This window comes from Solirubrobacter ginsenosidimutans (genome assembly GCF_027587205.1).
Map to the genome: position 1 here is coordinate 57,046 of NZ_JAPDOD010000018.1, position 21,565 is coordinate 78,610.

Sequence of the window (21,565 nt, forward strand, 5' to 3'; positions counted from 1 at the left end):
GCGCCCAGGAGGCCTAGCGTGCAATCCGCGATGAATCGACTTTCCGGCTTCGTCCGGACGCGTCGAAAGCTCGTCTTCGGGATCTGGATCGCCTTGCTGGTGGTTTCCGTGCCGTTCGCGTCCCAGCAGACCAAGCACCTCAGCGGCGGCGGGTTCGAGGTCCCGGGCTCCGGCTCGGACAAGGTCGACAAGGAGATCGCCCGCTTCAAGGGCCTGAGCACGGAGCCGCTCGGCATCGTGTTGCAAGCGAAGGGCGACGGCGACCTCGACGCGGCCATCGGTCGCGTCCAGCAGGCCGCGGCGGGCATCGATCACGTCGAGCTGACCCCGCAGGACGTCGAACAGGCCAAGCAGATCGCTGCCCAGGCCAAGCCGACGGCGAGCGACGGAACGGTCATCGTCTTCCCACTGACCGTCACCGGCACCCGCGACGAGGTCCTCAAGGCTGCCGTCGACCTGCGCGACAACATCAAGGTCGGCGAGGTCACCGACGGCGTGCAGCCCTTTGTGGTCGGCCAGCAGGCGCTGTGGGCGGGCATGCAGAAGCTCCAGCAGGAGGACCTCGCCAAGGCCGAGAGCACCGGCTTCCCGGCGATCCTGATCGTCCTGCTCGCGGTCTTCGGCTCCGTGCTCGCGGCGCTGCTGCCGGTCGGCCTCGGGGTCGCCGCGGTGATCATCACGGGCGCCGCGGTGTTCTTCCTCTCGCTGGTGCTCACGATGTCGGTGTTCGTGACCAACGTCGCCTCGCTCCTCGGCATCGGCGTCGCGGTCGACTATTCGCTCTTCGTCCTCTCGCGCTACCGGGAGGAGTTGCACGCCGGAAAGTCAGAAGCCCAGGCGCTCGATGTCGCCATGCGGACTTCCGGTGCGACGGTCGTCTTCTCGGGGATCACCGTCATCGTCTCGCTCGCGGGCCTGTTCCTGATCAACTCGACGGTCATGCGCTCGCTGGCGATCGGCGCGATCACCGTCGTCGCGATCGCGATCGTCGGTGCCGTCACGCTGCTGCCCGCGCTGATCGCCATGCTCGGCCGGCGCGCTGACGAGCGCGGCAAGATCGTCACCTCCATCGCGAGGCAGTACCGGCGCGTCCGGCCCGAGAAGCCCAAGCCGGCGGGCGCCCCGACGTTCTGGGAGCGCTGGTCGAACGCGGTGATGAAGCGCTCGGCGCTCTCGGCGGCGCTCGCCGCCGCCGTCCTGCTCGCGCTGGCGATCCCGGCGCTCTCGCTGGCGTTCGGCAACGGCGCGCTGAAGCAGTTCCCGCAGGACAACGAGACCCGTGTGGGTGTGACGTTGGCCTCCCAGCAGGTCAAGCCGGGCGAATCGGCACCGACACTGATCGTCGCCAACTTCAAGGGGCCGGTCTCCGACCCGGCGAACCAGGCGGCGCTGGAGAGCTACATCACCGGCCTCAAGGCCACCGCGGGCGTCGCCGACGTCCGTGAGCCGGTCACGTCCGACGACGGCAAGGCCGCGCTGATCACGGTGGTCTCGGCGACCGACCCGGAGGCGGACTCGACCTTGAACCTGATCGAGCGCCTGCGCGCCGAGGGCGGACGGGCGTCGGGCATCGACAAGCTCGCCGTCGTCGAGGTCGGCGGCCCGTCGGCGCAGACGCGTGACTTCACGCACCAGATCTCCGGCGGGATGTGGAAGATCTTCGTCTTCGTGCTGATCTGCAGCTACCTCGTGCTGCTGGTGGTGCTGCGCTCGGTCCTGCTGCCGCTGAAGGCCGTCCTGATGAACCTGCTCACGGTCGGCGCCGCGTACGGCGTGCTCGTGATGGTCTTCCAGTACGGCTGGTTCGACGGCATCACCGGCTACAACTCGCTCGGCTACGTCAACGCGATCACCCCACCGCTGCTGCTGGCGATCGTGTTCGGCCTCTCGATGGACTACGAGGTCTTCCTGCTGAGCCGGATCAAGGAGCGCTACCACGCCACCGGCGACAACCGCCAGGCCGTGGCCGAGGGGTTGCAGGGCTCCGCCAAGGTGATCTCGAGCGCGGCGATCATCATGGTCGTCGTCTTCGCCGTGTTCGCACTCACCGGCGTCCCGCAGATCAAAGAGATCGGTCTCGGCCTCTCGGTCGCGATCGCGCTCGACGCCACGCTCGTCCGGCTCGTCCTCGTGCCGGCGACGATGGAGCTGATGGGCGACGCCAACTGGTGGCTGCCCAAGGCTCTGGACCGCGTCCTGCCCAACATGGACTTCGAGTCCGACACCGCACACGACGAAGACCGCGCCGCGGCCGCGGTCGTCTGAGAAAGGAACCCTGGTGACCAGCCCGACGTCCCCCGAGACGACCCCGGACAGCCGGAAGCAAGAGCAACTTGCCTTCCTGAAGACCTATTGGGACTGCCTGATGGTGGGCGACATGGAGAACTTCGCGCCGATCGTCGGCGAGAACTGCATCGTGCACTACCCGGGCAACCACTTCCTCTCCGGCGACCACGTCGGTCGCGAGGCGATCGTGCGGCTCTACTCGAACCTCTACAAGCTGGGGATCGAGCAGGGCACGTTCATCGGCGAGTTCCATGATGCGACCACCTCCGACGATCACGCCTGCGCGCTGATCAAGTACCGGATCGTGGTCGGCAAGGGCATGGAGATCCCCGGCGAGGCGATCGGCGTGTTCCACATCGAGAACGGCCAGATGGTCGAGTACTGGCTGCTCGAGCGCGACCAGAAGATGATCAACGACATCATGAAGATCTCGGGCAAGGCCTCGCTGGCCGGCGGCTCGAAGGCGCAGATGGCGCTCGGCGCGCTCAAGCAGCCCGCCCCGCTCGCGCGGACCATCCGTCGTGTCCTGCGCGTCAAGCGCGGCAATACGAACAAGATGCTCTAGCGGGTGGCCACTCAGAAACTGGCGGACCTGGCGCGCAGCGCGCCCGGGGCCGCGCGCGGCCTGCGCCCGATCACGACCTGGCGCGAGGACATGACGACGATGGCGATCGGCGTCTGGCCGATCACCGCGATGTTCTTCGACGGCCGCGGCCACAACAACAAGACCGGGCAGGAGTCGTTCTTCTCGATCGCCCACCTGTTCCTGTACGCGGGGCTGACCGTGCTCGGTATCTGGGTGGGCGTGCTCGTCACCCGCTACCAGGGCCTGGAGCACCGCAAGACCCTGATGCCGGACCTGTCGCTGATCCCGGTCGGCTACGGCGTCGCGATCCTCGGCCTGATCACGCTGGCGATCGGCGGCCCGACCGACTTCATCTGGCACAGCGCGTACGGCTTCGAGGTCGGCGTCGACGCGATCTACTCGCCACCGCATCTCGCGCTGTTCTTCGGCGGCCTGCTGTTGTGCTCGACGGGCATCCGCTCGATGTGGGCCAAGCAGGACATCGCGCTGGACTTCAAGCGCTTCCTGCCCGTGTCGGTCTCGACGACGCTGTTCATCGGCGTCGCGGGCTTCATCACGATGTACCTGTCGGCGTTCATGACCAACGTCACGCCGACGAGTGACTTCGTCCACGACTACCAGACGCACTTCAAGGACGACTTCAGCGACCAGACGATCAGCCTCAACGGCGGGCTGACCGGCTACGGCGACGACCAGTGGCCGTACTACTACTACTCAGCCAGCCACGGCATGGCGTCGATGATCATCACGACGCTCGTCCTGTTCGGGCCGATCCTGCTGAACATGCGGCGCTGGCGCGTGCCGTTCGGCGCCACGACGATGATCTTCACCGGCTACGGCCTGCTGGTGAACATCATGACCGAGTACCGCGACATCGTCCTGATCATCCCGCTGATCGTCACCGGGCTCGCGATCGACGTGATGGCGCGCCGTCTCGGTGGCGCGCGTGAGGACGGACGGGTCTCACTCGGCGGCATCCGCACGATCGGCCCGGTCGCGGCGCTGATCCTCTGGGTCACCTATTACGCGGTGCTGGCGCTGGACAAGGGCATCGGCTGGGAGCCCACGCTGTGGGTCGGCGCGCTGATCATCGGCACGATGACCGGCTTCGCCGTCGCCTTCCTGGTCGCGCCGCCGTCCTACGGCCCGCGTCTGGTCGAAGCCGACAACTAGAGGTTGTGGTCGAAGAACGCGACGACGTCTTCGGCGCGTTCTGAGATGTACTGGTAGCCCGAGTAGCGCTCGGTCGAGGGGTAGCTGATCACGGGGCCCGCGGTATGGGGCGTCGCCGCCGCGAACTCCTCGACCACCGCCAGCTCGCCCCACTGGTCGCCCGTGCCCTGCACGTACTGGACGACGGTGCCGTTGAGCCCGCGGGCGGGGATCGCGGGGTCCTGCCGGCTCGGCAGCGGCGCGCGCATCAGCCGGTAGAGCAGGTCGACCGGCTTGATCAGCGCCGGGCCGAGCGGCCCGAGCTCGGTGCGGGCGAAGTTGGTGTTGAAGCTGATGAGGCGCGTCGGCTGGACAGCCAGCACGGCCTTGATCGGCTGCGCCGCGTCGACGCCGTAGAGGACGATGTTGCCGCCGGCGGACATCCCGATCGCGCCGATCCGCTCGCCGTCGACGTCCGCTCGCGTCCGCAGGTATTGCACCGCGCCGACGAAGTCCCGCGACTCCATCGGGCCATAGGTCTGCGGGCCCTTGCCCGCTTCGCTCTCACCGTGCCCGCGCACGTCGAACAGCAGCACGTGGTAGCCGGCGTCGTGCAGGGCCTTCACCGCGGGCAGGAAGTCGACGTCCTTGTCGGGCACCGGCGTCTGACCGGCGACGTTGCCCAGGCGGTTCCACATCCAGCCGTGGACGAAGACGATCGCCGGCCCGGGCGAAGCGCCACCCGGGACGAACCAGCCCTTGAGCCCGACCCCGTCGGTCGCCGCGAAGGCGACGTCCTCGAAGCCCAGGCCCACCGCCCCCGGCGTGCGCGTCAGCGGCGCTCGGTGCGAGCGCAGCATCAGCTTGGTCATCAGGAACGGATGAAAGGCCATTGCGTCGACCATATGCGCCGACGCGTGTGAAACGAATGAGGGATTTCCCTAAAGGTGCGCGCGGAAGAACGCAACCACGTCGTCGGCGTGCTCCGAGATGTAGCCGTAACCCTCGTAGCGGCCGGTCGACGGGTACTTGGTCACCGGGCCGGCGTTGCCCGGCGTGACCGACGCGAATTCCTCGACGATGGCCATCTCGCCCCACGGATCGCCGGTGCCCTGGACGTACTGGACGACCGTGTCGCCGAGCTTGCGGGCCGGCACCGCGGGGTCGTGCTTGCCCGGTCGCGGCGTCCGCAGGGCGGCGTAGACGAGCTCCATCGGCTTTGCCATCGGCGGGCCGAGCGGCCCCATCTCGGTCCGCATGAAGTTCGCGTTGAAGACCGCCAGCCGCGTCGGCTGGATCGCCATGAGCGCCTTGATCGGCTGCACCTCCGGCGTGCCGTACATGACGATGTTGCCGCCCATCGACGTGCCGATGGCGCCGATCCGCTCGCCGTCGACCTCCGGCCGCGTGCGCAGGTAGCGCACCGCGCCGATGTAGTCCTGCGCCTCCAGCGGGCCATAGGACAGCGGCTTGGAGCCGCGCTCGCTCTCTCCGTGCCAGCGGACGTCGAAGAGCAGCACGTTGAAGCCGGCGTCGTGCAGGCCCTTGGCGGCGGGCAGGAAATCGACGTCGGCGTCCTTGAGGCCTTTGACCTGGTGGGCGATGTTGCCGTGCCGGTTCCACATCCAGCCGTGGACGAACACGATCGCCGGGCTCGGCTCCGCCGCACCGCTGGAGATGAACCAGCCCTTCAGCCCGACGCCGTCGGCGGCCGCGAACGACACGCTCTCGAACTCGAGCCCCACGTCCGACGGCGTGCGCGTCAGCGGCGAGCGCCGGGCGTTGACCATCAGCTTGGTCATCACGAACGGGTTCAGCACTAGGCCACCTCCGCCTCCGCGTCTTCGACCGCCGGCAGCGCCGGCGGGAACATGATCAGCGAGATCCCGTAGCCGACGCCCATCGACGTCGTGAGCACGCCGGTCCACATCGTGGGATGCCAGCCGAGGCCGCCGTCGCCGAACAGCGCCACCGCGAGCTCCCATGGGCCCCAGACCAGCAGCGGGACGAGCAGGGCGAACCCGCGGATGCGCACCCGCGAGGCCGGGTCCTCGACGATCAGCACGCGCGCCGCGATGTCGACCAGCAGGCCGACGATGATCAGCGTGGGGATGAACTCGAGGTTCGTGAAGCGGGTGAAGAACGGGAACAGCACCGACAGCAGCGTGCACATCAACGTGACCGCGCCGAACGGCAGCACCCAGCGCCGCCGCACGTAGAGCACGGTGGCCACGAACGCGGCGGTCCAGATCAGCACGCCGCCGATCGAGGCCATGTTCCCGAACAGGTAGTAGGGGAACACGTCGCCGCTGTAGTTGATCGAGGCGTTGTAGAGGCCCTCGACGTGCTTGACCGAGTCGCCGGAGCCCGGGGCGTAGGCGTCCTTGAACGTCAGCAGGTTGTCCTGGAAGGCCCCGGTCGGGACCATCGTCCAGAACCACGGCAGCAGGTTCATGAAGGTGAACGAGACCATCGCCAGCACGGCGGTGGCCGAGAGCACGGCGGGCCAGAGCTGGCTCAGCGGCAGGACGCGGCCGGGCCGGTGCCAGGTCGAGGCGAGGCCGATCCCCCCGAGCAGCCCGCCGGCGAGGAAGAGCATCTGGTGCGTCGGGCTGAACGGCGCGTCGATCTGGTTCTCGAAGCCGTAGGCCGCGTGCCAGGCGAAGTCGCCGGGGCCGCCGAGCGCGGCGAGTGGCAGCGCCACCAGGGCGAGCCCGTAGCCGTACGGCACGGCCTCCATGCTGAGGTTCAGCTTGGTGCCCTTGCCCCTGGGCTGGCGCTTGACGAAGACGACGCCGATCCACGCGCCGAGCGTCGTCAGCCCCGCGTACATCGCGATGTGGGCGTCCGACCAGAAGCTGTCGAGCGTGGTCGAGTTGTTGTGCAGCCAGCCGTCCCAGAAGACGGCGAACAGCGTCGCGACGGCGAGGCCGACCGTGACTCTGTCCTCCCACGGCTCCGTCTGCGGGCGGTTCTTCGCCTGGAGGATCTGCCGGGCGGTGAGCCTGAAGTCCGCCGAGCGGAGCGTCTTTGCCATTTCAGAATCCCTTCTGTCTTACAAGCCGATGCCCGGAACTCCGCCGGAGCTCATCTGGAGGTCGTCCCATGCCTTGGCCGCGAGTTCCCAGTCGGTCTCGGAGTCCTGCGCCCCGCCTTGGCGCAGCATGCGGATCAGGTACGCCATGGCGGAGAGCATCGCGATCGCCGCGAACGCGATCTGGACGCTGAGCACGCCTTCCTCGGTCCAATAGACGTCGTCGAGCTCGAGCAGCAGCGCCGTCTCGTCCAACACGAGCGCGACGCCGACGCCGAACGGGAACGCGAGGTACTTGTCCAGCTTCTCGCCCTTGGTGCCGATCGCCACCCCGCCGGCCGCCAGGGCGAGGATGCCGCCGGGGAGGAAGTGGTGGATGTGGCGGTCGCCGACCTTGACGTCCTTGATCGGGCCGATGCCGCCGTGCTCGCGGATCGTCCACGTGATCGCGCGGGTGATCCCGAACGCGACCGTGAACGAGGCGAGCATGTTGAACAGCGAGTTCTCACGCGTACGGCTGACGCCGTAGCCCTCTTTGAGGGTCATGACCGCTTCGATCGGCTTGGCGCGCCGATCGTCCTCGGACGTGATCTGGCGGCTGCGCGGGAGCGTCCCGAGCTTCCAGACCCGCGCGACCTCCGCGCCGAACACGGTGATCACGGCACCGCCGGCGAGGACGCCGAGCAGGTGCGTGCGATTGGAGGTCGAACTGCTGCGCGCCGCCTCGGCGGCGGCGAGGCGCCTCGCCTTACGCGCGGACGCCATCTCGACCTCCCCGGCGACCCTTGCGCAGGTAGGCCTCGGCGAGCTGCTGCACGAAGATCACGCCGAACTTCGTCAGCGCGCCGAGCTGGTTGGGAACGCTCGGCCCGCCCGCCCGGAAGGTCGTCAGCTGCTTGGCGAAGTCGCGCGCCCGGATGATGATGATCCCGGACGCGATGACGGTCGCCGTGGCGTCGTCGCCCTCCTCGACGTGTCCTTGTAGGACGCGCGTGAACAGCGTCGTGGTGTCCTTCCAGACGTCGAAGCCCGCGTCGTCCTTGACCAGCTTGAAGCCGGTCATGGTCAGCGGGTGGCCGACGCCGTCGCGGAACCAGAGCCGGTAGAGCATGTGCTTGACGCCCGGCTCGACGTCCACGAAGAGGTTGAACCAGCCGCGCTCGACCGGCAGCTTGCCGCCGAACGCGTCGCTCTCGATCCACCCGACGGCGGTCGCGGGCCGCAGCGGGTCGTTGCCGAAGGCCTCGATGTCTTCGACCTCGATGGTCAGGTGGAACTTGAACGCTCCTGACCCGTCGCGGTTCGGCTGGGCGCCACGGGCGAAGTCGAGCTCGCCGAACGTGACGTGCCCGAGCATCTCCTCGGTGAAGCGAACGCTTGAGGTCATGAGGCCGCCGCCTCCGCGGCGCGTCGGTCGGGATCGATGATCTGGTCGGCGAAGCGGTCCGCCAGCGCCGCGATCGTGAAGCTTGGGTTCGGCCCGGTCGGACCGGGCATGACCGAGCCGTCGGCGATGTGCAGGCCGGGGTGACCGAAGACGTTGCCATACGCGTCCACGACGCCCTCGCCGGCGTGGCGGCCCATCGGCGCGCCGCCGAGCGGGTGGACGGTGATCACGCGCTTGAGGAACCACAGCGGGTTGTCCGCAAAGCGACCACCGAGCGCCGTGGCGAAGTCGCGCGACGTGTTGCGCAGGCGGTTGAAGTACTCGTCCGAGCCCGACGCCTTGCGCCAGTCGATGTCGAGGTGGCCGTTGCGGAGGTACATCCGCCCGTCGGGGACGTCGCGGCCCATGCCGAGCAACGGCAGCCCGCCGGAGGAGAGCTCCGACGGCAGCATCAGGTCAGCGATGTGACCGGTGACCTCGGAGTCCGGCGTCCCCTGGATCCAGTTCTTGAGCAGGTACGTCGCGCCCTCACGCCAGCGCCACAGCTGCTTGGGCGCGCTGATCACGTGCAGGATCCAGGCCAGGTGCTGCGGGAAGCCCGCGTCCTGGAGGTAGAAGCCGCGCCCGGAGCCGCCGGGATCGGACGCGTCGGGCATGCGGGCCGTGGAGGTGATGACCGGCCCGTAGCCCGGGTCGACGATCCGCGGCTCACGCACGCCGTCGGTCACCTTGGTCGTGTTCAGCGCGAGCGTCAGCAGGTCGCCGTTGCCGCAGAACCGGCTCCCCAGCTTGCGCGAGAGCCCCGGGAACGCGCTGCGGTTCTTCAGCAGCAGGTTCGTCGTGCCGAGCGTGCCGGCGCTCAGGATCAGGTGGTCGCAGGTCAGCTCGAACGTCGTCGGCTGCTCAGGGTGCTCGCCCAGGTCGGCGTACACCACCTCGTAGCCGTTGCCGGTCGCACGCGGGCCGATCCGGCGCACGTCGGCGAGCGTCCGGATCTCCGCTCCGTGGTGCTTGGCGTGGGTCAGGTAGTTGTAATCGAGCGTGTTCTTGGCGCCGTAGTTGCAGCCGACGTCGCACTCCCCGCACAGCTGGCAGGTCGTCCGCGTACGTCCGTGGAGGTTGACCAGGTCCTCCTGGATCACCTCGCCCGGCACCGGCGGCCGGTCCTTGTTGGCGAAGGTCACGGCCAGTTGGGGAAGGAACCACTCGAGGCCGTTGGCCTCCGCGGCCTCCTTGAAGGCGATCGTCTTCGGCGTCGAGGCGTACGGCTCGTGGTCGAACGGATAGCGCTGCAGATTGAGCATCTGCTCGACGCGGTCGTAGTGCGGGTCCAGGTCCTCGCGGTTGACCGGCCAGTACTCGTAGCCGCCGTCGGACATGTCCTCGTGGACGAACCAGTTCTCGTCTTTGCGGATGAACACGTTCGCGTAGATCAGCGAGCCGCCGCCCAGGCCCGCGGAGACCAGGGCGTCGATGCCCTTGAACGACCAGTAGTGGTACATCCCCACGAGCCCTCGGGGCGGGTCCCAGAAGCTCTCGCGCGCCCGGTACGGGCTGCGGGTGAAAGAACCCGGGGGATAGGGGCGCCCGCGCTCGAGCACGAGCACGCGCTTGCCGGCCTCGGCCAGCCGGTAGGCCGTCACCGAGCCGCCGAACCCCGACCCGACGATGATGGCGTCGTAGTGGCTGTCCAAGCTCATCAGGCGCAACCTAACGCGGTGCTCACGCTGTGAGCAAGTACGGATGGTCCAGGACTCGGTGAATCCGAGCGGCGCCCGCTACGCCAGGAGCGTGCGGCCGCCGGTGCTGGACAGCGGGAACGTGTCCAGATCGAGCGCCACGACGGCCAGATCCGCGAACAGCGCGACCTTGCCGAGATCCTCACGCAGGTACGGCCCGCCGTCGCGGCGATCCAGCACCGAGAGCACGCCGATCGTCTTGCCGTCACGGATCAGCGGCGCGACGACCATCGTGTACGGCACGTAGCCGGTCCCCGCGGCGACCTGGCGGGCGAAGCGCGGGTCCTTGCGGCACTCGGGGACGAAGACGCCGTCGCCGGAGGCCACGACCGCGCCCGCGAGGCCGACGCCCGGCGGCAGCCGCATCCCCACGACCTCGGACGCGCCCGCGCCCCACGCCGCCTCGTAGACCAGTTCGCCGTTCTTGGGATCGGTGAGCGCGATCGAGCAGGCCGCGGCCTCGAACATGCCGGCGGCGGTGCGGACGATCGCCTCCATGACCCGCCGGCGCGTGGTCGGGCGGCCCAGCGACTGCGCGAGCGAGTGGCCGCGATCGCCGGTGAGCGGGACGCCGACGGCCTCGGCGAACGCCGACGCGCTGGAGATCCGCTGCTCGGGCAGCATCTCCAGGCCGCCGGCGAGCGCGGTCTGCAGCTCCGGCGGCAGGCCGGGCGCCAGCTTGTCGAGCTTGAGCACGTCGCCGTAGCGCGGCGGCGAGCCGACGAGCAGCGTCCAGAGCGTCGCGGCGAGGCTGAAGATGTCGCTCGCGGCGCTGACCGTGCCGCCGGCGAACACCTCGGGCGCCATGTAGCGCGGGGTGCCGACCGCGATCGTGCCCTGGTCCTCCTCCGCGCCGAGCGCGCGGGCGACGCCGAAGTCCACGAGGATCACGCCGTCCTCGCCCAGGATCATGTTCTGCGGCTTGACGTCGCGGTGCACGATCTGCTGGCTGTGCACGTAGGACAGCGCCTCGCAGCCGTGGCGCACGTACTCGATCGCGTCGCCGAGCGTGAGCCCCGGATCGCCGGCGCGCTTGAGGATCGCGCCCAGGTCCACGCCGTGGACGAGGTCCATGACGATGTAGAGGCCCTGATCGTCGCTCGAGTGGTCGAGCACCTTCACCACGCGCGGGTGACTGAGGCTGGCGAGCAGGCGCGCCTCGATCTCGAAGCGGGCGGCGTGCCGGACGTCGAGCAGGCGCTTGACCGCGACCTCGACCCCGCTCTGGCGGTCGAAGGCACGGTAAACCGCACCCATCGCCCCGCTGGAGATGGGCGCGACTATTTCGTAGCGCCCGTTGAGCGCCTCCCCCCCGACGGCAGTCGCCTGCTGATCCGGTCGCGTCAAGTGCTCGGTTCTTCCTCCACGTGGACGCCTCCACCAGTACGCCGCATTCCGGCGGGCCCCGCCCGCCGCTGCCGGGCGGCGGCCGCCGCCCACGTACCACCAGTATGCAGCCGGCGACCGCCGCGGGCAGCGACGACCGGTGATCTGGCCGGGCGATGCGCCGTACTCGCGGACACGTCCACTACGCCGCTTCTGCCAGGCAGGAAGGAGCCGGCATGCCCATCGCTTCGAGCATCTCGACGACGAGGCCTCCCGCAGAGGCCTGCCGGTCGTCCGGGTCCTTGGCCATGCCGGTGGCCAGCACGTCGTCGAGCGCCTTGGGCAGCTCGGGCCGGCGCTCGGAGACGCTCGGCGGGGGTTCGACGATGTGGGCGTACATGGTGGCGGCGTCAGTGTCTCGCAGATAGGGGACGGTACCGGTCAGCGTCTCCACTGCCAGGCAGGCCAGGCCGTAGATGTCGGTCGCCGCTCCCACGCGCTCGCCGTCTAGCAGCTCCGGCGCCATGTAGTCGATCGTCCCCAGCACCTGCCCCGGCATCGTCAACGCCTCGCCCTCGGGGTCACGCGCGAGGCCGAAGTCGCCGAGGAAGACGTCGCCCGGACCGGGGTCCACGAGCACGTTGGCGGGCTTGACGTCGCGGTGCACGACCCCGATCGCGTGCGCGGCGTCCAGCGCGCTGGCGACGCACGCCAGCACGTTCATGGCCTTGTCCACCGGGATCTCGCCGCTGACGATCGAGTTGCGCAGCGTCGAGGAGACGAGCCGGCTGGCGATGTAGAGCTCGCCGTCGACCTCGCCCATCCCGTGGATCGGGATGATGTGCGGGTGGCTGAGCGCGGTCAGCAGTCCGCCCTCGCGCCGGAAGCGCTCCCGGTAGACGGGATCCATGCTGATGTCCTCACGCAGGACCTTCAACGCGACAGCGCGTCCCGTGATGCGGTCGATCGCGAGATATACGACGCCCATGCGCCCCACACCTACGATCCCCTCGATCCTGTAGTCACCGAGCATTGGCTTGTCCATGCGAGATCGGCACCTAGTGTCTCGGCTTGAAGGTGATGGCGCAAGTATCGGCTGACCAGAAGTCGGGTACCTGCGCTGGACTCCAGGGCGGAGCCGTTATGCTTCCGACGCTCGTATGCCTGAGATCGCACTGGAGCCCCGGCCCGGCGATTCGGTGGGCCCCTACCGAATCACCAGGACCATTGGGCGTGGCCGGATGGGAGTCGTCTTTGAGGGCGTCGCTGATGGCGGCGACCCCGTGGCGATCAAGGTCGTCACCACCGAGCTGTCCCAGGACGAGGTCTTCGTCCGGCGCTTCCAGCGTGAGGTCGCCGCTGCGCAGAAGATCTCGCACCCGAACGTCGTGCCGGTGCTCGGCGCGGGTGAGGAGGGCGGCCTGCCCTACCTCGTACAGGCGCTGATCGCCGGCGGGTCGCTGCACGACCGGCTCGTCAAGGACGGCTCGCTCGACCTGGCGACGACGATCCGCCTCCTGCGGGGCCCGGCCGAGGGCATCGACGCGCTGCACGCGTCGGGTCTTGTCCACCGCGACATCAAGCCCGGCAACATCCTGCTCGACGGCGAGACGGCCTACGTCACGGACTTCGGGCTGGCCAAGGACAGCCAGGCCTCGAACCTGACCCGCCCGGGTCAGGCGCTGGGTTCGCTTGATTACATGGCGCCCGAGCAGATCCGCGGCGAAGAGGTCAGCGCGGCGACCGACATCTACGCCCTCGGGTGCATGATCCACGAGTGCATCACCGGCACGCCGCCGTTCGGCGGGCGCCCCAGCATGCGCGTGCTCTTCGCCCACCTCCAGGAGGATCCGCCGGACCTCTCGGAGGCCAACAAGAACATCACGCCCGCCGTGGCGAAGGCGATCAACAAGGCGATGGAGAAGGAGGCGGAGGACCGTCCCGCCTCCGCCGCCGGTTACATCGCGTCGATCGCCCGCGCCGCTGGTCTCTAACCGAGGATCTGCTTGATCCACTTGGTGGCGTCGGTTGACGGCTTCTTGGCCGTCACCGCGCCCGCGTGGTTGACGCCGGCGTAGGTCTTGTAGGTCACCTTCGCCTTGAGCTCGGTGCTGAGCGCGGTCGTGAAGTTCGGGAGCACCGTGGTGTCGGCCTTGCCCTGCTCGATCAGGACCGGGCCGGCGATCTTGAGCTTGTCCGGGTCGTCGAGCTTGGCCAGCGCGGCGGTGACCGGGGCCACGTCGGCGCCTTCGCGCACGAGGCCCGCGGGCGAGATGCTGCCGAACGAGTCGGGCTGCGACAGGCCGTCGAGGCACTTCTCGTCGATCTGCGGGTACAGGGCCTTGGCGGCGTCGGACAGGTAGCCCTGGACATTGAGGCTCGGGTCGCCGATGTCGACCCCGCGCAGGATCATCGCCGCGAGCGGGGCCAGGCCGCCCGGCTGCGTCAGCGCGCCGAGCAGCGTGGACTGCTGGCTGAGGTGGCTGACCGGGGCGAACGCGACCGTGCCGTTGAGCTTGAGCTCCGGCGTCCACTTTTTCGCCAGCGACGCGGCGAAGAGCGCGGCCTGGCCGCCCTGGGAGTGGCCGGCGATCACGAGCCGGGAGCCGATGTCGGGATTGAGCTTGCGGGCGGCGCGGACCATGTCCAGCGTGCTCCGGCCCTCGGAGGAGCCGATCAGGTACGGATGCGGCCCGGGCGTGCCGAGGCCCTCGTAGTCGGTGCGCACGACCGCGTAACCGGCCTTCAGCCAGCTGTTGAGCATCGGGCTGTCGTAGTTGGCCTGGGTCCCGATCTTGCTCGGCGCGCAGGCGTCGGCGATGCCGACCGTGCCGTGCGCCCAGCTGATCACCGGCCAGCCGCCCTTGGGCGCCTTGCCCTTCGGGATCGCGACGTCGCCGGAGACCGCGACCGGCTTGTTGTCGAGCCCGCTCGACGTGTACAGGAGGAGCGTGTTGGACTTCGCGCTCTTCAGGACCGGCGCGCCGGTCAGCTTGCGCTGCCAGATCGGCGTGCCGTGCGCGCCGCTCGGTAGGGCGGACGGCGGCGTGTAGAACGCGTCGCCGGCCGGGCCCTGCTTTACGGCGGCGTTGGCGGGCGAGACGGCGAGGACGGGTGCGGCGAGGATCGTCAGGATCCCGGCGACAAGGGTGCGCTGCATTTGTCAGACGCTAACGATTTGTAAATGAGAGCACTGCACTTTCGACGGGTTCTGCACCGGAAAGCAGTTCGAAGGTGCCGTGCACGGTGTTCTCGGCGAAGAGGCACTGGTAGAGGACCAGCGCGACGTCGTCGCGGGGGATGTTGCCCCAGCGGCCGAGGACCGGCGCCAGCTCGACCATCCCCGACCCCGGCTCGTTCGTCAGTGGGCCGGGGCGCACGATCGTCCAGCGCAGCCCGGAGTCCGTCAGCGCGAGGTCGGCATCGCGCTTGGCCTCGAGGTAGGGCTTCATCGGCCCGTCGTCGGGGATGTCGCGCGTCCCCATCGAGGAGACCATCAGGAAGCGGTCGACGCCGAGCTCCTGCGCGGCCTCGATGCACTTGACGGCGCCGCCGAGGTCCAGCGTCCGCTTGCGCGCGTCGCCGCTGCCCGGGCCCGCGCCGGCGGCGAACACCAGCGCGTCCGCTCCGCGCACGTGCGGGCGCACGTCGTCGCGCTCGAGATCGCACAGCACCGGCAGCGCGCCGTCGGCCTCGAGGTCCTTGGCGTGGTCGGGGTTGCGGATCAGGCCACGCGCGGTGTGTCCGTGCTGGACCAGCAATCTCTCAAGGCGACGGGCGATCTGTCCGTGGCCTCCGGCGACGAGGACATCCATTCCCCGAGGCTAAGGGATCAGCGTGCCGATGGGCGAAACGTACCCGAGTCCGGGCCTCATCCTCGGCCCATTGTGGCGAGGTGCTGCTAGAACCGGACAGGTGAGTGACCCGGTCAGTGTGCTCGAAGTCGATCCCGCACTGGCTGAGCTCATCCCGCTCGACCAGCGCGCGCAGGCGCGCCAGGCGACCGGCGCGGCCACGCTGGAGCTCGACGTCGGCTCCTGGCAGACGCCGATCGACTCCGACTCTTTCCGCGGTGGCTTCGGCCTGCTCGTCTACGAGGGCCTGCTGTTGCGGCGGGCGGGAATCGAAGGCCGTCACGCGGCCGAGCTGCTCGGCCCGGGCGACCTGCTGCGGCCGTGGCAGCACGACGGCGGTGACGCGACGCTCGAGGTCGAGTGGGCGTTCCGCGTCGTCGCGAACACGCGCGTCGCCGTGCTCGACCCGCGCTGGACCGCCCGCGCCGCGGCCTGGCCGCAGCTCGGCGCCGAGCTCGCCGGCCGCGCGCTCGGCCGCTCCGTCCGGCTCGTGGTGGCGATGGCGATCGCGCAGCAGCCGCGCTTGGACGAGCGGCTGTGGATGCTCTTCTGGGACCTCGCGGATCGCTTCGGCAAGGTCCACCCCGACGGCGTGCACCTCGACCTGCCGCTCACCCACGAGGTGCTCAGCCACCTGGCGGGCGCGCGCCGCCCGTCCGTCTCCGGCGCCCTCACCCGCCTGTCGGAGGAAGGCCGGCTGCGCCGCTCCGGCCGCCACTGGATCCTCTCCGGCGACCCGCCGGTCCTGGATCACCACCGCAACGGCTCACCCGTTTAGCACCGGCTCGCCCTTCTGGAGGCGGTCGAGGGTCTCCTCGAGCGCGGCCATCAGGTCGGGGACGGGCGCGGCCGCCTGCGTGTCCTCCTTGGGCGCGGTGATCTCGCCGCCCTTTCGCTTCTTGCGGACGATCGCCTGGAGGCGCTTGCGGTATTCGTCCTCGTAGCCGGCCGGGTCCCACTCGACGGTCATCGCGTCGATCATCTTCAGCGCGCGCTCCACCTCGGCCTTCTTGGTGCGCCCGCCGGCGCCGGGAATGCCGTCGGTGGGGCGGACCTCGTCGTGGAAGCGCATGGTCGAGAGCGTCAGCGCCTGCTCGCGGGCGCGGATCGCGACCAGGTACTCCTTGGTGCGCAGGACGAAGCGGCCCAGCGCGACCCGGTCGGTGCGGCCCATCACCTCGGCCAGGAGCCGGTAGGCGCGGACGGTGCCGTCGGTTTCGCCCGCCGGCACGAGGAAGTACGGGTGATCGAAGTAGATCGGGTCGATCTCCTCGAGCTTGACAAAGGCCTCGATCTCGATCGTCTTGGTCTTCTTGGGGTCGGCGGCGGACAGTTCCGCGTCGGTGAGGATGACGCCGTCGTACTCGTTGCCGATGTCCTCGTAGGCGACCTCGACGTCCTCCTCGCTGCACATCCGCCGCGTCTCGACCGGCGTGTCGTCCTTGGCATGGAGCTGGCGAAAGTGCAGATCGAGGTCGCGGGTCGCGCTCAGCAACCGCACAGGGACGTTGACGAGGCCGAAGTTCAGCGAGCCGGACCAGATCGGGCGGGGCATCGCCTACAGGCTCGCTTCCAGCGCCGCCATCAGGTCGTCGGTGTCCTGCTGCTTGGTCTCCTCGGGCTCCTCCACGATCTCCTCGCCCTTGGCCTTGCGCTTGATCACGGCGAGGACGGCCTCGCGGTAGGTGTCCTCGTAGGTCTCCGGCTCGAACTTGGCGGCCAGCGACTTGACCAGCTTGCCCGCCATCTCGATCTCGCGGTCGGCGGGGTTGCGCTGCGGGCTCGGCAGGTCGAGGTCGTCGACCTCCACGACCTCGTCGTGGAAGTTCATGGTCTGCAGCGAGAGGATCTTGCCGAGCGGGCGGACGGCGACGAGCCGCTCGCGGTCGTGGAACGTCCAGCGGGCGATCGCGACCTTGCCGGACGTCTCTAGCGCCTTGCGCAGCAGGCGGTAGGCGTCCTCGCCGTCGTCGCCGGCGCCGAGGTAGTAGGTCTTGTCGTAGAACGCCGGATCGATCGCCTCGCCCTCGACGAAGTGCTCGACGTCGATCAGCTTCGAGCGCTCGCCGGCGGCGGCGGCGATCTCGTCCTTTGCAAGTTCTACGAACGAGCCGTTGGACAGTTCGTAGCCCTTGACAATCTCATCGCGGGGGACCTCCTTGTCCTCCTTGGGGCAGACGAGGCGATGCTCGATCCGCGCGCCGTCGGACAGGTGGACCTGATGGAAGTGGATGCTCTTGGACTCGGTCGCCGAGTAGACCTTGACCGGGACGTTGACCAGCCCGAAGACGATCGTGCCGTTCCAGATCGAGCGCGGGGCCATGCGCCAAGGGCTACCCAATCATTCGAGGAAGAACGCGATCTCGCTCACCGGTGCGCGGTCGGGGATGCGCTGCTCCTGGCGCGGGTCGCCGAGGTGCAGCAGCCCGATCGGCAGCTCGTCGCCGGGCAGGCTGAGCGCGGCGCGGCCCTCCGCGCTCTCCATCACCGGCACGGTGCGCCAGTAGCCGGCGAGGCCCCGGGCGTGGGCGCCCATCAGCACGATGTAGGCGGCGACGGCGGTGGCGAGCACGTCCTCCTGGTCCTGGGCGGCGTCGCCGGTCTGCTTGGCGCTGACGGCGATCAGCGTGGGGGCGCGATCGAGCTTTGACCCGCTCCCCGGTTTCGCCGCCTCGGCGACCCGTTTGAGGCTCTCGCGAGCGTTCGGGCCGAGCACCCGGAAGCGCCACGGATCCGTCAGATGGTGGTTCGGCGCCCAGCGCGCCAGCTCGAAGAGCTCGAGCAGCACGTCGCTTGGAACCGGGTCGGGGCCGAACGCCTTGTGCGTGCGGCGGGTGCGGATCAGGTCGTCGAAGGCGGTCGTGTTCACCCGGGCGATGCTACGAGCCGCCGGACCGCGGCCAGCGCCTTGCGGTCGCCCTGGTCCTGGACGTCGTGCCCGGCGCCCTTGACGATCATCAATGTGCCCCCCGGTGCGTGCTTGACCGCCTGCTGCGCCCACTCGTACGGCGTCGAGAGGTCGCGGTCGCCGTTGAGCAGCAGCGTCGGCACGTCCGGGAGGTCTCGCGGGCCGTCGGGCTTGGGCACGGCGACCGGTGGCCAGTACAGGCATTGCAGCGCGAAGCCGTTCTTGGTCGCGGTCTCGCGGTCGTACGGGTAGAGGTCGGCGTCGGTGAGCTTGGCGGCGGCGTCGTCGAGCGCCTTCTGGCGGCCTTCCAGCGGCGTGGCGGCGTCTCCCCACGGCCCGGGCGAGTCCGCGCACAGCGTGCTCGCGTGCAGCCCCTGGCTGAGCTGCTTCGCCGTCCACCCGTGGACGTACTTGCCGACGCCGGCGATCCAGCGCTTCAGCGAGGCGTCGTCGCCTTTGCTCGCCGCGTCGATCGCCTTCAGGTAGCCGTCGTCGCGGGGCTTGCCGACCGAGAGCGACGTCAGCAGGTCGAGCAGCTCCGGGCCGTTGCCCTGGTCCTTGACGACCTTGGCCAGCGCCTTGGTGCGCTCCGGGCCGAGCACCCGCCGCGTCGCCTGCATCTGGGTCAGCGTCAGCAGGCTCACGCCCTCCGCCGGGACGACGCTGTCGAGCACGAGCGCCTTGACCCGCTGCGGGTACGCGAGTGCGTAGCGCTGCGCGACGTAGGTGCCGTAGGAGATGCCGTCGAGCATGAGCTTGTCGGCGCCCAGCGCGACCCGCAGCGCCTCGAGGTCGTCGACGGTGTCGGCGGTCGTGAAGAACTGCCGCTTCTCGCCGACCTTGGACGCGCAGGACGTGACCGCGTCCTGCGTCGGCGGCGACAGATCGGACGCGCCCATCTCCCGCTGCAGCGCCGGGCAGTCGAGCGCGTCCGCGCCCGTGCCGCGCTGGTCGACGGCGACGATCCGGACCCGCTTCGCCACCGGACCGAGCCACTTGCGGGCGCGCGCCAGAAACGGCACGCCCGGCTCGCCCGGGCCACCGCTGAGGAACACGAACACCGGCGCATCCGTCGGGCCTTCGACCGCGACCTTCAGCGCGAGCATCTCGCCATCAGGACGCGCCCGGTCGAGCGGGACCCGCAACGTTGAGCACGTCGCCTCCCCGCACTTCGCCGCCCCGGTCAGCACAGGTGTGGCGGTGGGGGCCGCCGTGGCGCGCGGATTCACCGGCGCCGCGACTTTTGACCCGCCGCACCCGGCGACCAGCACGACCAGCACGAGAAGGCGGCGCACACCCCTTCATGTCCGCTGCGCCCGTCTTCCGTCGCCCTCCCGAAACCTAAAGAGGGTCTGACCCCATTTATGTAAAGGGGGTCAGACCCCCTTTATGTTCAAGCGGCGGCGGGGACTGCGGTGGGACCGCAGGCAAGGAGGTCGGCGGCCAGTTTGTCGACGCGTTCCTCGAGCCAGCGGCCGCTCGCGAGCAGGTGCTCGGCGAGGTCGCCCATGTCGCGCAGCGCTTCTCGAACCTCGTCGAGGTCGCTGGCGAAGATGAGGATGTCGGCGGCGTCGCGAATGCGAGCCTGCTCGGCGGGCAGGAGCTTGGTAGCCCCGATCTCGTCGAGTGTCTGTACAACGCGCCCGTAGGCCTGTGTGCGTTCGTTGGTCATGACACGTGGTCCCTGGCCGGAGTCTTCGTCACATGAGGAACGAAACTGAAGGGCTGAACTGGCCCGTATAAAGCCGGACTCCACAAGTGTTCGAGGGCGGTTCGACGGGTACGCAAAAGTTCAGGTTGCTCGAATCGCGCATTGGGAGCCGAATTCCTGAACTGGCGGTGATCGATCCGGCAAGCGGCGAGCCGATCGGCCACATCCCCGCCGGCGGAGTGCCCGAGGCCAACCACGCGGTCCTCTCGGCTCGTGCCGCGCAGGGCGCGTGGGGGCGGACCACGCCGGAGGCGCGCGGCTCGCTGCTGAAGGCCGCGGCGCGGCGCCTGCGCGAGCACGCCCGCGAGCTCGCGGCGATGCAGACGCTCGAGGCCGGGACGCCGCTGGCGGACTCGCTGGGCGGCGTCGAGGCGGGGATCGGCGCGCTCGAGACCTACGCCGAGCTCGGGCCGCTGGAGCGCGGGCGCCCGCCTCGCGGAGACCTCGTGCTCCGCGACCCGCGCGGCGTCGTGGCGATCCTGATGCCCTGGTGCGACCCGCTCGCGGCCGCCTGCGGCGTGATCGGCGCCGCGCTGGTGATGGGCAACGCGGTCGTCCTGAAGCCCTCGGCGAAGGCGCCGCTGGCAGCCGAGCGGATGATCGAGCTGCTCGACCTCGGCCCGATCCTGCAGCTCCTGCACGGCGACGAGCGCGCCGCGCGGCCCCTCAGCACCCACATCGGCGTCGATCTCGTGATGCGCCCGGGCGAGGAGGCCGCGGGCAGCCATCTCGCGATCGTCGACGCGGGCGTCAACGCCGGCTGGGCGGCCGAGCAGGTCGCCACGAGCGCCTTCGCCGGCGCGGGCCAGTCCTGCGGCTCGGTCGAGCGGGTGTACGTCCACCGCTCGCTCGCCGAGCCCTTCCTCGCCTCGCTGACCCTGCGGGCGAGTCACCTCCGGCTCGGCCCGGGCATCGACCCCGAGACCGAGCTCGGGCCGCTGATCGACGGCGACCACCGCCAGTGGGTGCACCGCCAGGTCCAGGACGCGGTCTACGCCGGGGCGGAGCTGCACGCGGGCGGCGAGCCGCTGAACCGCGTGGGCTTCTTCTATCCGCCGACCGTTCTCTCCGGCGCCCCCGACGACGCGCTGGTGCACTGCGGGGAGACCCGCGGACCGGTGGTCACGATCCGGGTCGCCGACGAGTTCGACGCGATGCTCGGCGCGCAGCGGCTCGGCCTCGTGAGCGTGCTGACGCCGCTCCAGACCCACGCCCGCCGCGCCTGGCGCGAGCTGACCGCCCGCACAGTGTCGATCAACACGGTCTTCCGCGCGGGTCGAGCGGCGGCCGAGCCGGAGCTGCTCGACGCCGTCACGCGCACCAAGGTCGTCCACCTCGCGTAGAGCGCGGGCGTGGGCTGGCCAGTGTTTCCCGCGCTCGCGCTGTCCCGGGTCGCCGTGGTTGACCGTGCGCGTTTGACAGACAGATCGCGGGTTTCGATCAGGTTCGCACTGGTCGAGTTGGCGCGCTGGTGGGGTGCGTCCGGAATGTTTCCCCACAGGCAACATTCCGGACGCACCCCCTTCGCGCATGACTTCGTTGCTCGCCGAAACCGATCACCGCAAGGCCCGGCGCGGATCGG

Annotated in this window: 21 protein-coding genes; 6 read left to right on the forward strand and 15 right to left on the reverse strand. The window is 69.7% G+C overall.

The genetic code is table 11. The annotated features are described in order from the left end of the window. Positions 1-30: 30 nt before the first annotated feature. Genes OM076_RS19030 through OM076_RS19040 form a run of 3 tightly spaced genes read left to right on the forward strand, consistent with a single transcriptional unit; the run spans position 31 to position 4,045 of the window. The gene (locus tag OM076_RS19030; RefSeq protein WP_270041631.1) at positions 31-2,265 is read left to right on the forward strand and encodes an MMPL family transporter; all 2,235 of its coding nucleotides are present in this window, start codon (positions 31-33) and stop codon (positions 2,263-2,265) included. Positions 2,266-2,278: 13 nt separating this feature from the next. Beyond that, positions 2,279-2,851 (forward strand): nuclear transport factor 2 family protein, encoded by a 573-nt coding sequence (locus OM076_RS19035; protein WP_270041632.1) that lies wholly within the window; start codon positions 2,279-2,281, stop codon positions 2,849-2,851. A gap of 3 nt (positions 2,852-2,854) precedes the next feature. Beyond that, a complete protein-coding gene (locus OM076_RS19040; RefSeq protein ID WP_270041633.1) occupies positions 2,855-4,045 on the forward strand; it encodes a hypothetical protein in 1,191 nt (396 codons plus the stop codon). Here the strand turns inward: OM076_RS19040 and OM076_RS19045 are convergent. From OM076_RS19045 to OM076_RS19080, 8 genes are all read right to left on the reverse strand, one after another. After that, positions 4,042-4,917 (reverse strand): alpha/beta hydrolase, encoded by an 876-nt coding sequence (locus OM076_RS19045; RefSeq protein WP_270041634.1) that lies wholly within the window; start codon positions 4,915-4,917, stop codon positions 4,042-4,044. The two genes, OM076_RS19040 and OM076_RS19045, sit on opposite strands and share 4 nt — an antisense overlap. Before the next feature lie 48 nt (positions 4,918-4,965). Then, positions 4,966-5,844, reverse strand: coding sequence for an alpha/beta hydrolase (locus tag OM076_RS19050; RefSeq protein WP_270041635.1), 879 nt, complete (start codon positions 5,842-5,844; stop codon positions 4,966-4,968). Further along, complete coding sequence (locus tag OM076_RS19055) at positions 5,844-7,061, reverse strand: hypothetical protein (RefSeq protein ID WP_270041636.1); 1,218 nt, start codon at positions 7,059-7,061, stop codon at positions 5,844-5,846. The genes OM076_RS19050 and OM076_RS19055 overlap by 1 nt, the downstream gene beginning before the upstream one ends. Before the next feature lie 18 nt (positions 7,062-7,079). Next, positions 7,080-7,823, reverse strand: a complete 744-nt coding sequence (locus OM076_RS19060; RefSeq protein WP_270041637.1) for a hypothetical protein — start codon at positions 7,821-7,823, stop codon at positions 7,080-7,082. Next, the gene (locus OM076_RS19065) at positions 7,807-8,445 is read right to left on the reverse strand and encodes a hypothetical protein (protein WP_270041638.1); all 639 of its coding nucleotides are present in this window, start codon (positions 8,443-8,445) and stop codon (positions 7,807-7,809) included. Before OM076_RS19065 ends, OM076_RS19060 begins: the two co-directional genes overlap by 17 nt. Continuing rightward, complete coding sequence (locus OM076_RS19070) at positions 8,442-10,145, reverse strand: GMC oxidoreductase (RefSeq protein WP_270041639.1); 1,704 nt, start codon at positions 10,143-10,145, stop codon at positions 8,442-8,444. The genes OM076_RS19065 and OM076_RS19070 overlap by 4 nt, the downstream gene beginning before the upstream one ends. Positions 10,146-10,223: 78 nt before the next feature. Further along, complete coding sequence (locus OM076_RS19075) at positions 10,224-11,624, reverse strand: protein kinase domain-containing protein (RefSeq protein ID WP_270041640.1); 1,401 nt, start codon at positions 11,622-11,624, stop codon at positions 10,224-10,226. An 88-nt stretch (positions 11,625-11,712) separates the two neighbouring features. Further along, positions 11,713-12,555 (reverse strand): serine/threonine-protein kinase, encoded by an 843-nt coding sequence (locus tag OM076_RS19080; RefSeq protein ID WP_308214349.1) that lies wholly within the window; start codon positions 12,553-12,555, stop codon positions 11,713-11,715. A gap of 115 nt (positions 12,556-12,670) precedes the next feature. Between OM076_RS19080 and OM076_RS19085 the strand changes: the two genes are divergently transcribed. Beyond that, entirely contained in the window at positions 12,671-13,504 is an 834-nt protein-coding gene (locus tag OM076_RS19085; RefSeq protein ID WP_270041641.1) for a serine/threonine-protein kinase, read from the forward strand. Here OM076_RS19085 and OM076_RS19090 read toward each other — a convergent pair. Together OM076_RS19090 and OM076_RS19095 are read right to left on the reverse strand one after the other, a co-directional pair. Beyond that, positions 13,501-14,670 (reverse strand): alpha/beta fold hydrolase, encoded by a 1,170-nt coding sequence (locus tag OM076_RS19090; protein WP_270041642.1) that lies wholly within the window; start codon positions 14,668-14,670, stop codon positions 13,501-13,503. The two genes, OM076_RS19085 and OM076_RS19090, sit on opposite strands and share 4 nt — an antisense overlap. Before the next feature lie 10 nt (positions 14,671-14,680). Continuing rightward, the gene (locus OM076_RS19095; RefSeq protein ID WP_270041643.1) at positions 14,681-15,325 is read right to left on the reverse strand and encodes an SDR family oxidoreductase; all 645 of its coding nucleotides are present in this window, start codon (positions 15,323-15,325) and stop codon (positions 14,681-14,683) included. Positions 15,326-15,425: 100 nt separating this feature from the next. Between OM076_RS19095 and OM076_RS46190 the strand changes: the two genes are divergently transcribed. Then, positions 15,426-16,142, forward strand: a complete 717-nt coding sequence (locus OM076_RS46190; RefSeq protein WP_270041644.1) for a helix-turn-helix domain-containing protein — start codon at positions 15,426-15,428, stop codon at positions 16,140-16,142. Here OM076_RS46190 and ku (OM076_RS19105) read toward each other — a convergent pair. The 5 genes from ku (OM076_RS19105) to OM076_RS19125 all read right to left on the reverse strand — a co-directional run bounded on the left by ku (OM076_RS19105) (position 16,131) and on the right by OM076_RS19125 (position 19,944). Beyond that, positions 16,131-16,919: a non-homologous end joining protein Ku gene (ku, locus tag OM076_RS19105; RefSeq protein WP_270041645.1), complete on the reverse strand. Its 789-nt coding sequence runs from the start codon at positions 16,917-16,919 to the stop codon at positions 16,131-16,133. The genes OM076_RS46190 and ku (OM076_RS19105) overlap by 12 nt on opposite strands. A 3-nt stretch (positions 16,920-16,922) precedes the next feature. Next, positions 16,923-17,687 (reverse strand): non-homologous end joining protein Ku, encoded by a 765-nt coding sequence (gene ku / locus OM076_RS19110; protein WP_270041646.1) that lies wholly within the window; start codon positions 17,685-17,687, stop codon positions 16,923-16,925. An 18-nt stretch (positions 17,688-17,705) separates the two neighbouring features. Beyond that, on the reverse strand, positions 17,706-18,233 hold the full coding sequence (locus OM076_RS19115) for a nitroreductase family protein (protein WP_270041647.1): 528 nt from the start codon (positions 18,231-18,233) through the stop codon (positions 17,706-17,708). Next, the gene (locus tag OM076_RS19120; RefSeq protein WP_270041648.1) at positions 18,230-19,567 is read right to left on the reverse strand and encodes an alpha/beta hydrolase; all 1,338 of its coding nucleotides are present in this window, start codon (positions 19,565-19,567) and stop codon (positions 18,230-18,232) included. The genes OM076_RS19115 and OM076_RS19120 overlap by 4 nt, the downstream gene beginning before the upstream one ends. Before the next feature lie 98 nt (positions 19,568-19,665). Beyond that, positions 19,666-19,944, reverse strand: a complete 279-nt coding sequence (locus OM076_RS19125; protein ID WP_270041649.1) for a hypothetical protein — start codon at positions 19,942-19,944, stop codon at positions 19,666-19,668. Between the two features lie 167 nt (positions 19,945-20,111). Here OM076_RS19125 and OM076_RS19130 point away from each other — a divergent pair, with 167 nt between their 5' ends. Further along, positions 20,112-21,326, forward strand: a complete 1,215-nt coding sequence (locus OM076_RS19130) for an aldehyde dehydrogenase family protein (RefSeq protein WP_270041650.1) — start codon at positions 20,112-20,114, stop codon at positions 21,324-21,326. Positions 21,327-21,565 lie beyond the last annotated feature (239 nt).

What these genes read in the sequence shown, in the direction of transcription:
- OM076_RS19030 (WP_270041631.1), top strand. Translation starts at nt 31, where the DNA reads ATGAATCGACTTTCCGGCTTCGTCCGGACGCGTCGAAAGCTCGTCTTC.
- OM076_RS19045 (WP_270041634.1), bottom strand. Translation starts at nt 4,917, where the DNA reads ATGGCCTTTCATCCGTTCCTGATGACCAAGCTGATGCTGCGCTCGCAC.
- OM076_RS19055 (WP_270041636.1), bottom strand. Translation starts at nt 7,061, where the DNA reads ATGGCAAAGACGCTCCGCTCGGCGGACTTCAGGCTCACCGCCCGGCAG.
- OM076_RS19060 (WP_270041637.1), bottom strand. Translation starts at nt 7,823, where the DNA reads ATGGCGTCCGCGCGTAAGGCGAGGCGCCTCGCCGCCGCCGAGGCGGCG.
- OM076_RS19065 (WP_270041638.1), bottom strand. Translation starts at nt 8,445, where the DNA reads ATGACCTCAAGCGTTCGCTTCACCGAGGAGATGCTCGGGCACGTCACG.
- OM076_RS19070 (WP_270041639.1), bottom strand. Translation starts at nt 10,145, where the DNA reads ATGAGCTTGGACAGCCACTACGACGCCATCATCGTCGGGTCGGGGTTC.
- OM076_RS19080 (WP_308214349.1), bottom strand. Translation starts at nt 12,555, where the DNA reads ATGGACAAGCCAATGCTCGGTGACTACAGGATCGAGGGGATCGTAGGT.
- OM076_RS19085 (WP_270041641.1), top strand. Translation starts at nt 12,671, where the DNA reads ATGCCTGAGATCGCACTGGAGCCCCGGCCCGGCGATTCGGTGGGCCCC.
- OM076_RS19090 (WP_270041642.1), bottom strand. Translation starts at nt 14,670, where the DNA reads ATGCAGCGCACCCTTGTCGCCGGGATCCTGACGATCCTCGCCGCACCC.
- OM076_RS19095 (WP_270041643.1), bottom strand. Translation starts at nt 15,325, where the DNA reads ATGGATGTCCTCGTCGCCGGAGGCCACGGACAGATCGCCCGTCGCCTT.
- ku (WP_270041645.1), bottom strand. Translation starts at nt 16,919, where the DNA reads ATGCCCCGCCCGATCTGGTCCGGCTCGCTGAACTTCGGCCTCGTCAAC.
- ku (WP_270041646.1), bottom strand. Translation starts at nt 17,687, where the DNA reads ATGGCCCCGCGCTCGATCTGGAACGGCACGATCGTCTTCGGGCTGGTC.
- OM076_RS19125 (WP_270041649.1), bottom strand. Translation starts at nt 19,944, where the DNA reads ATGACCAACGAACGCACACAGGCCTACGGGCGCGTTGTACAGACACTC.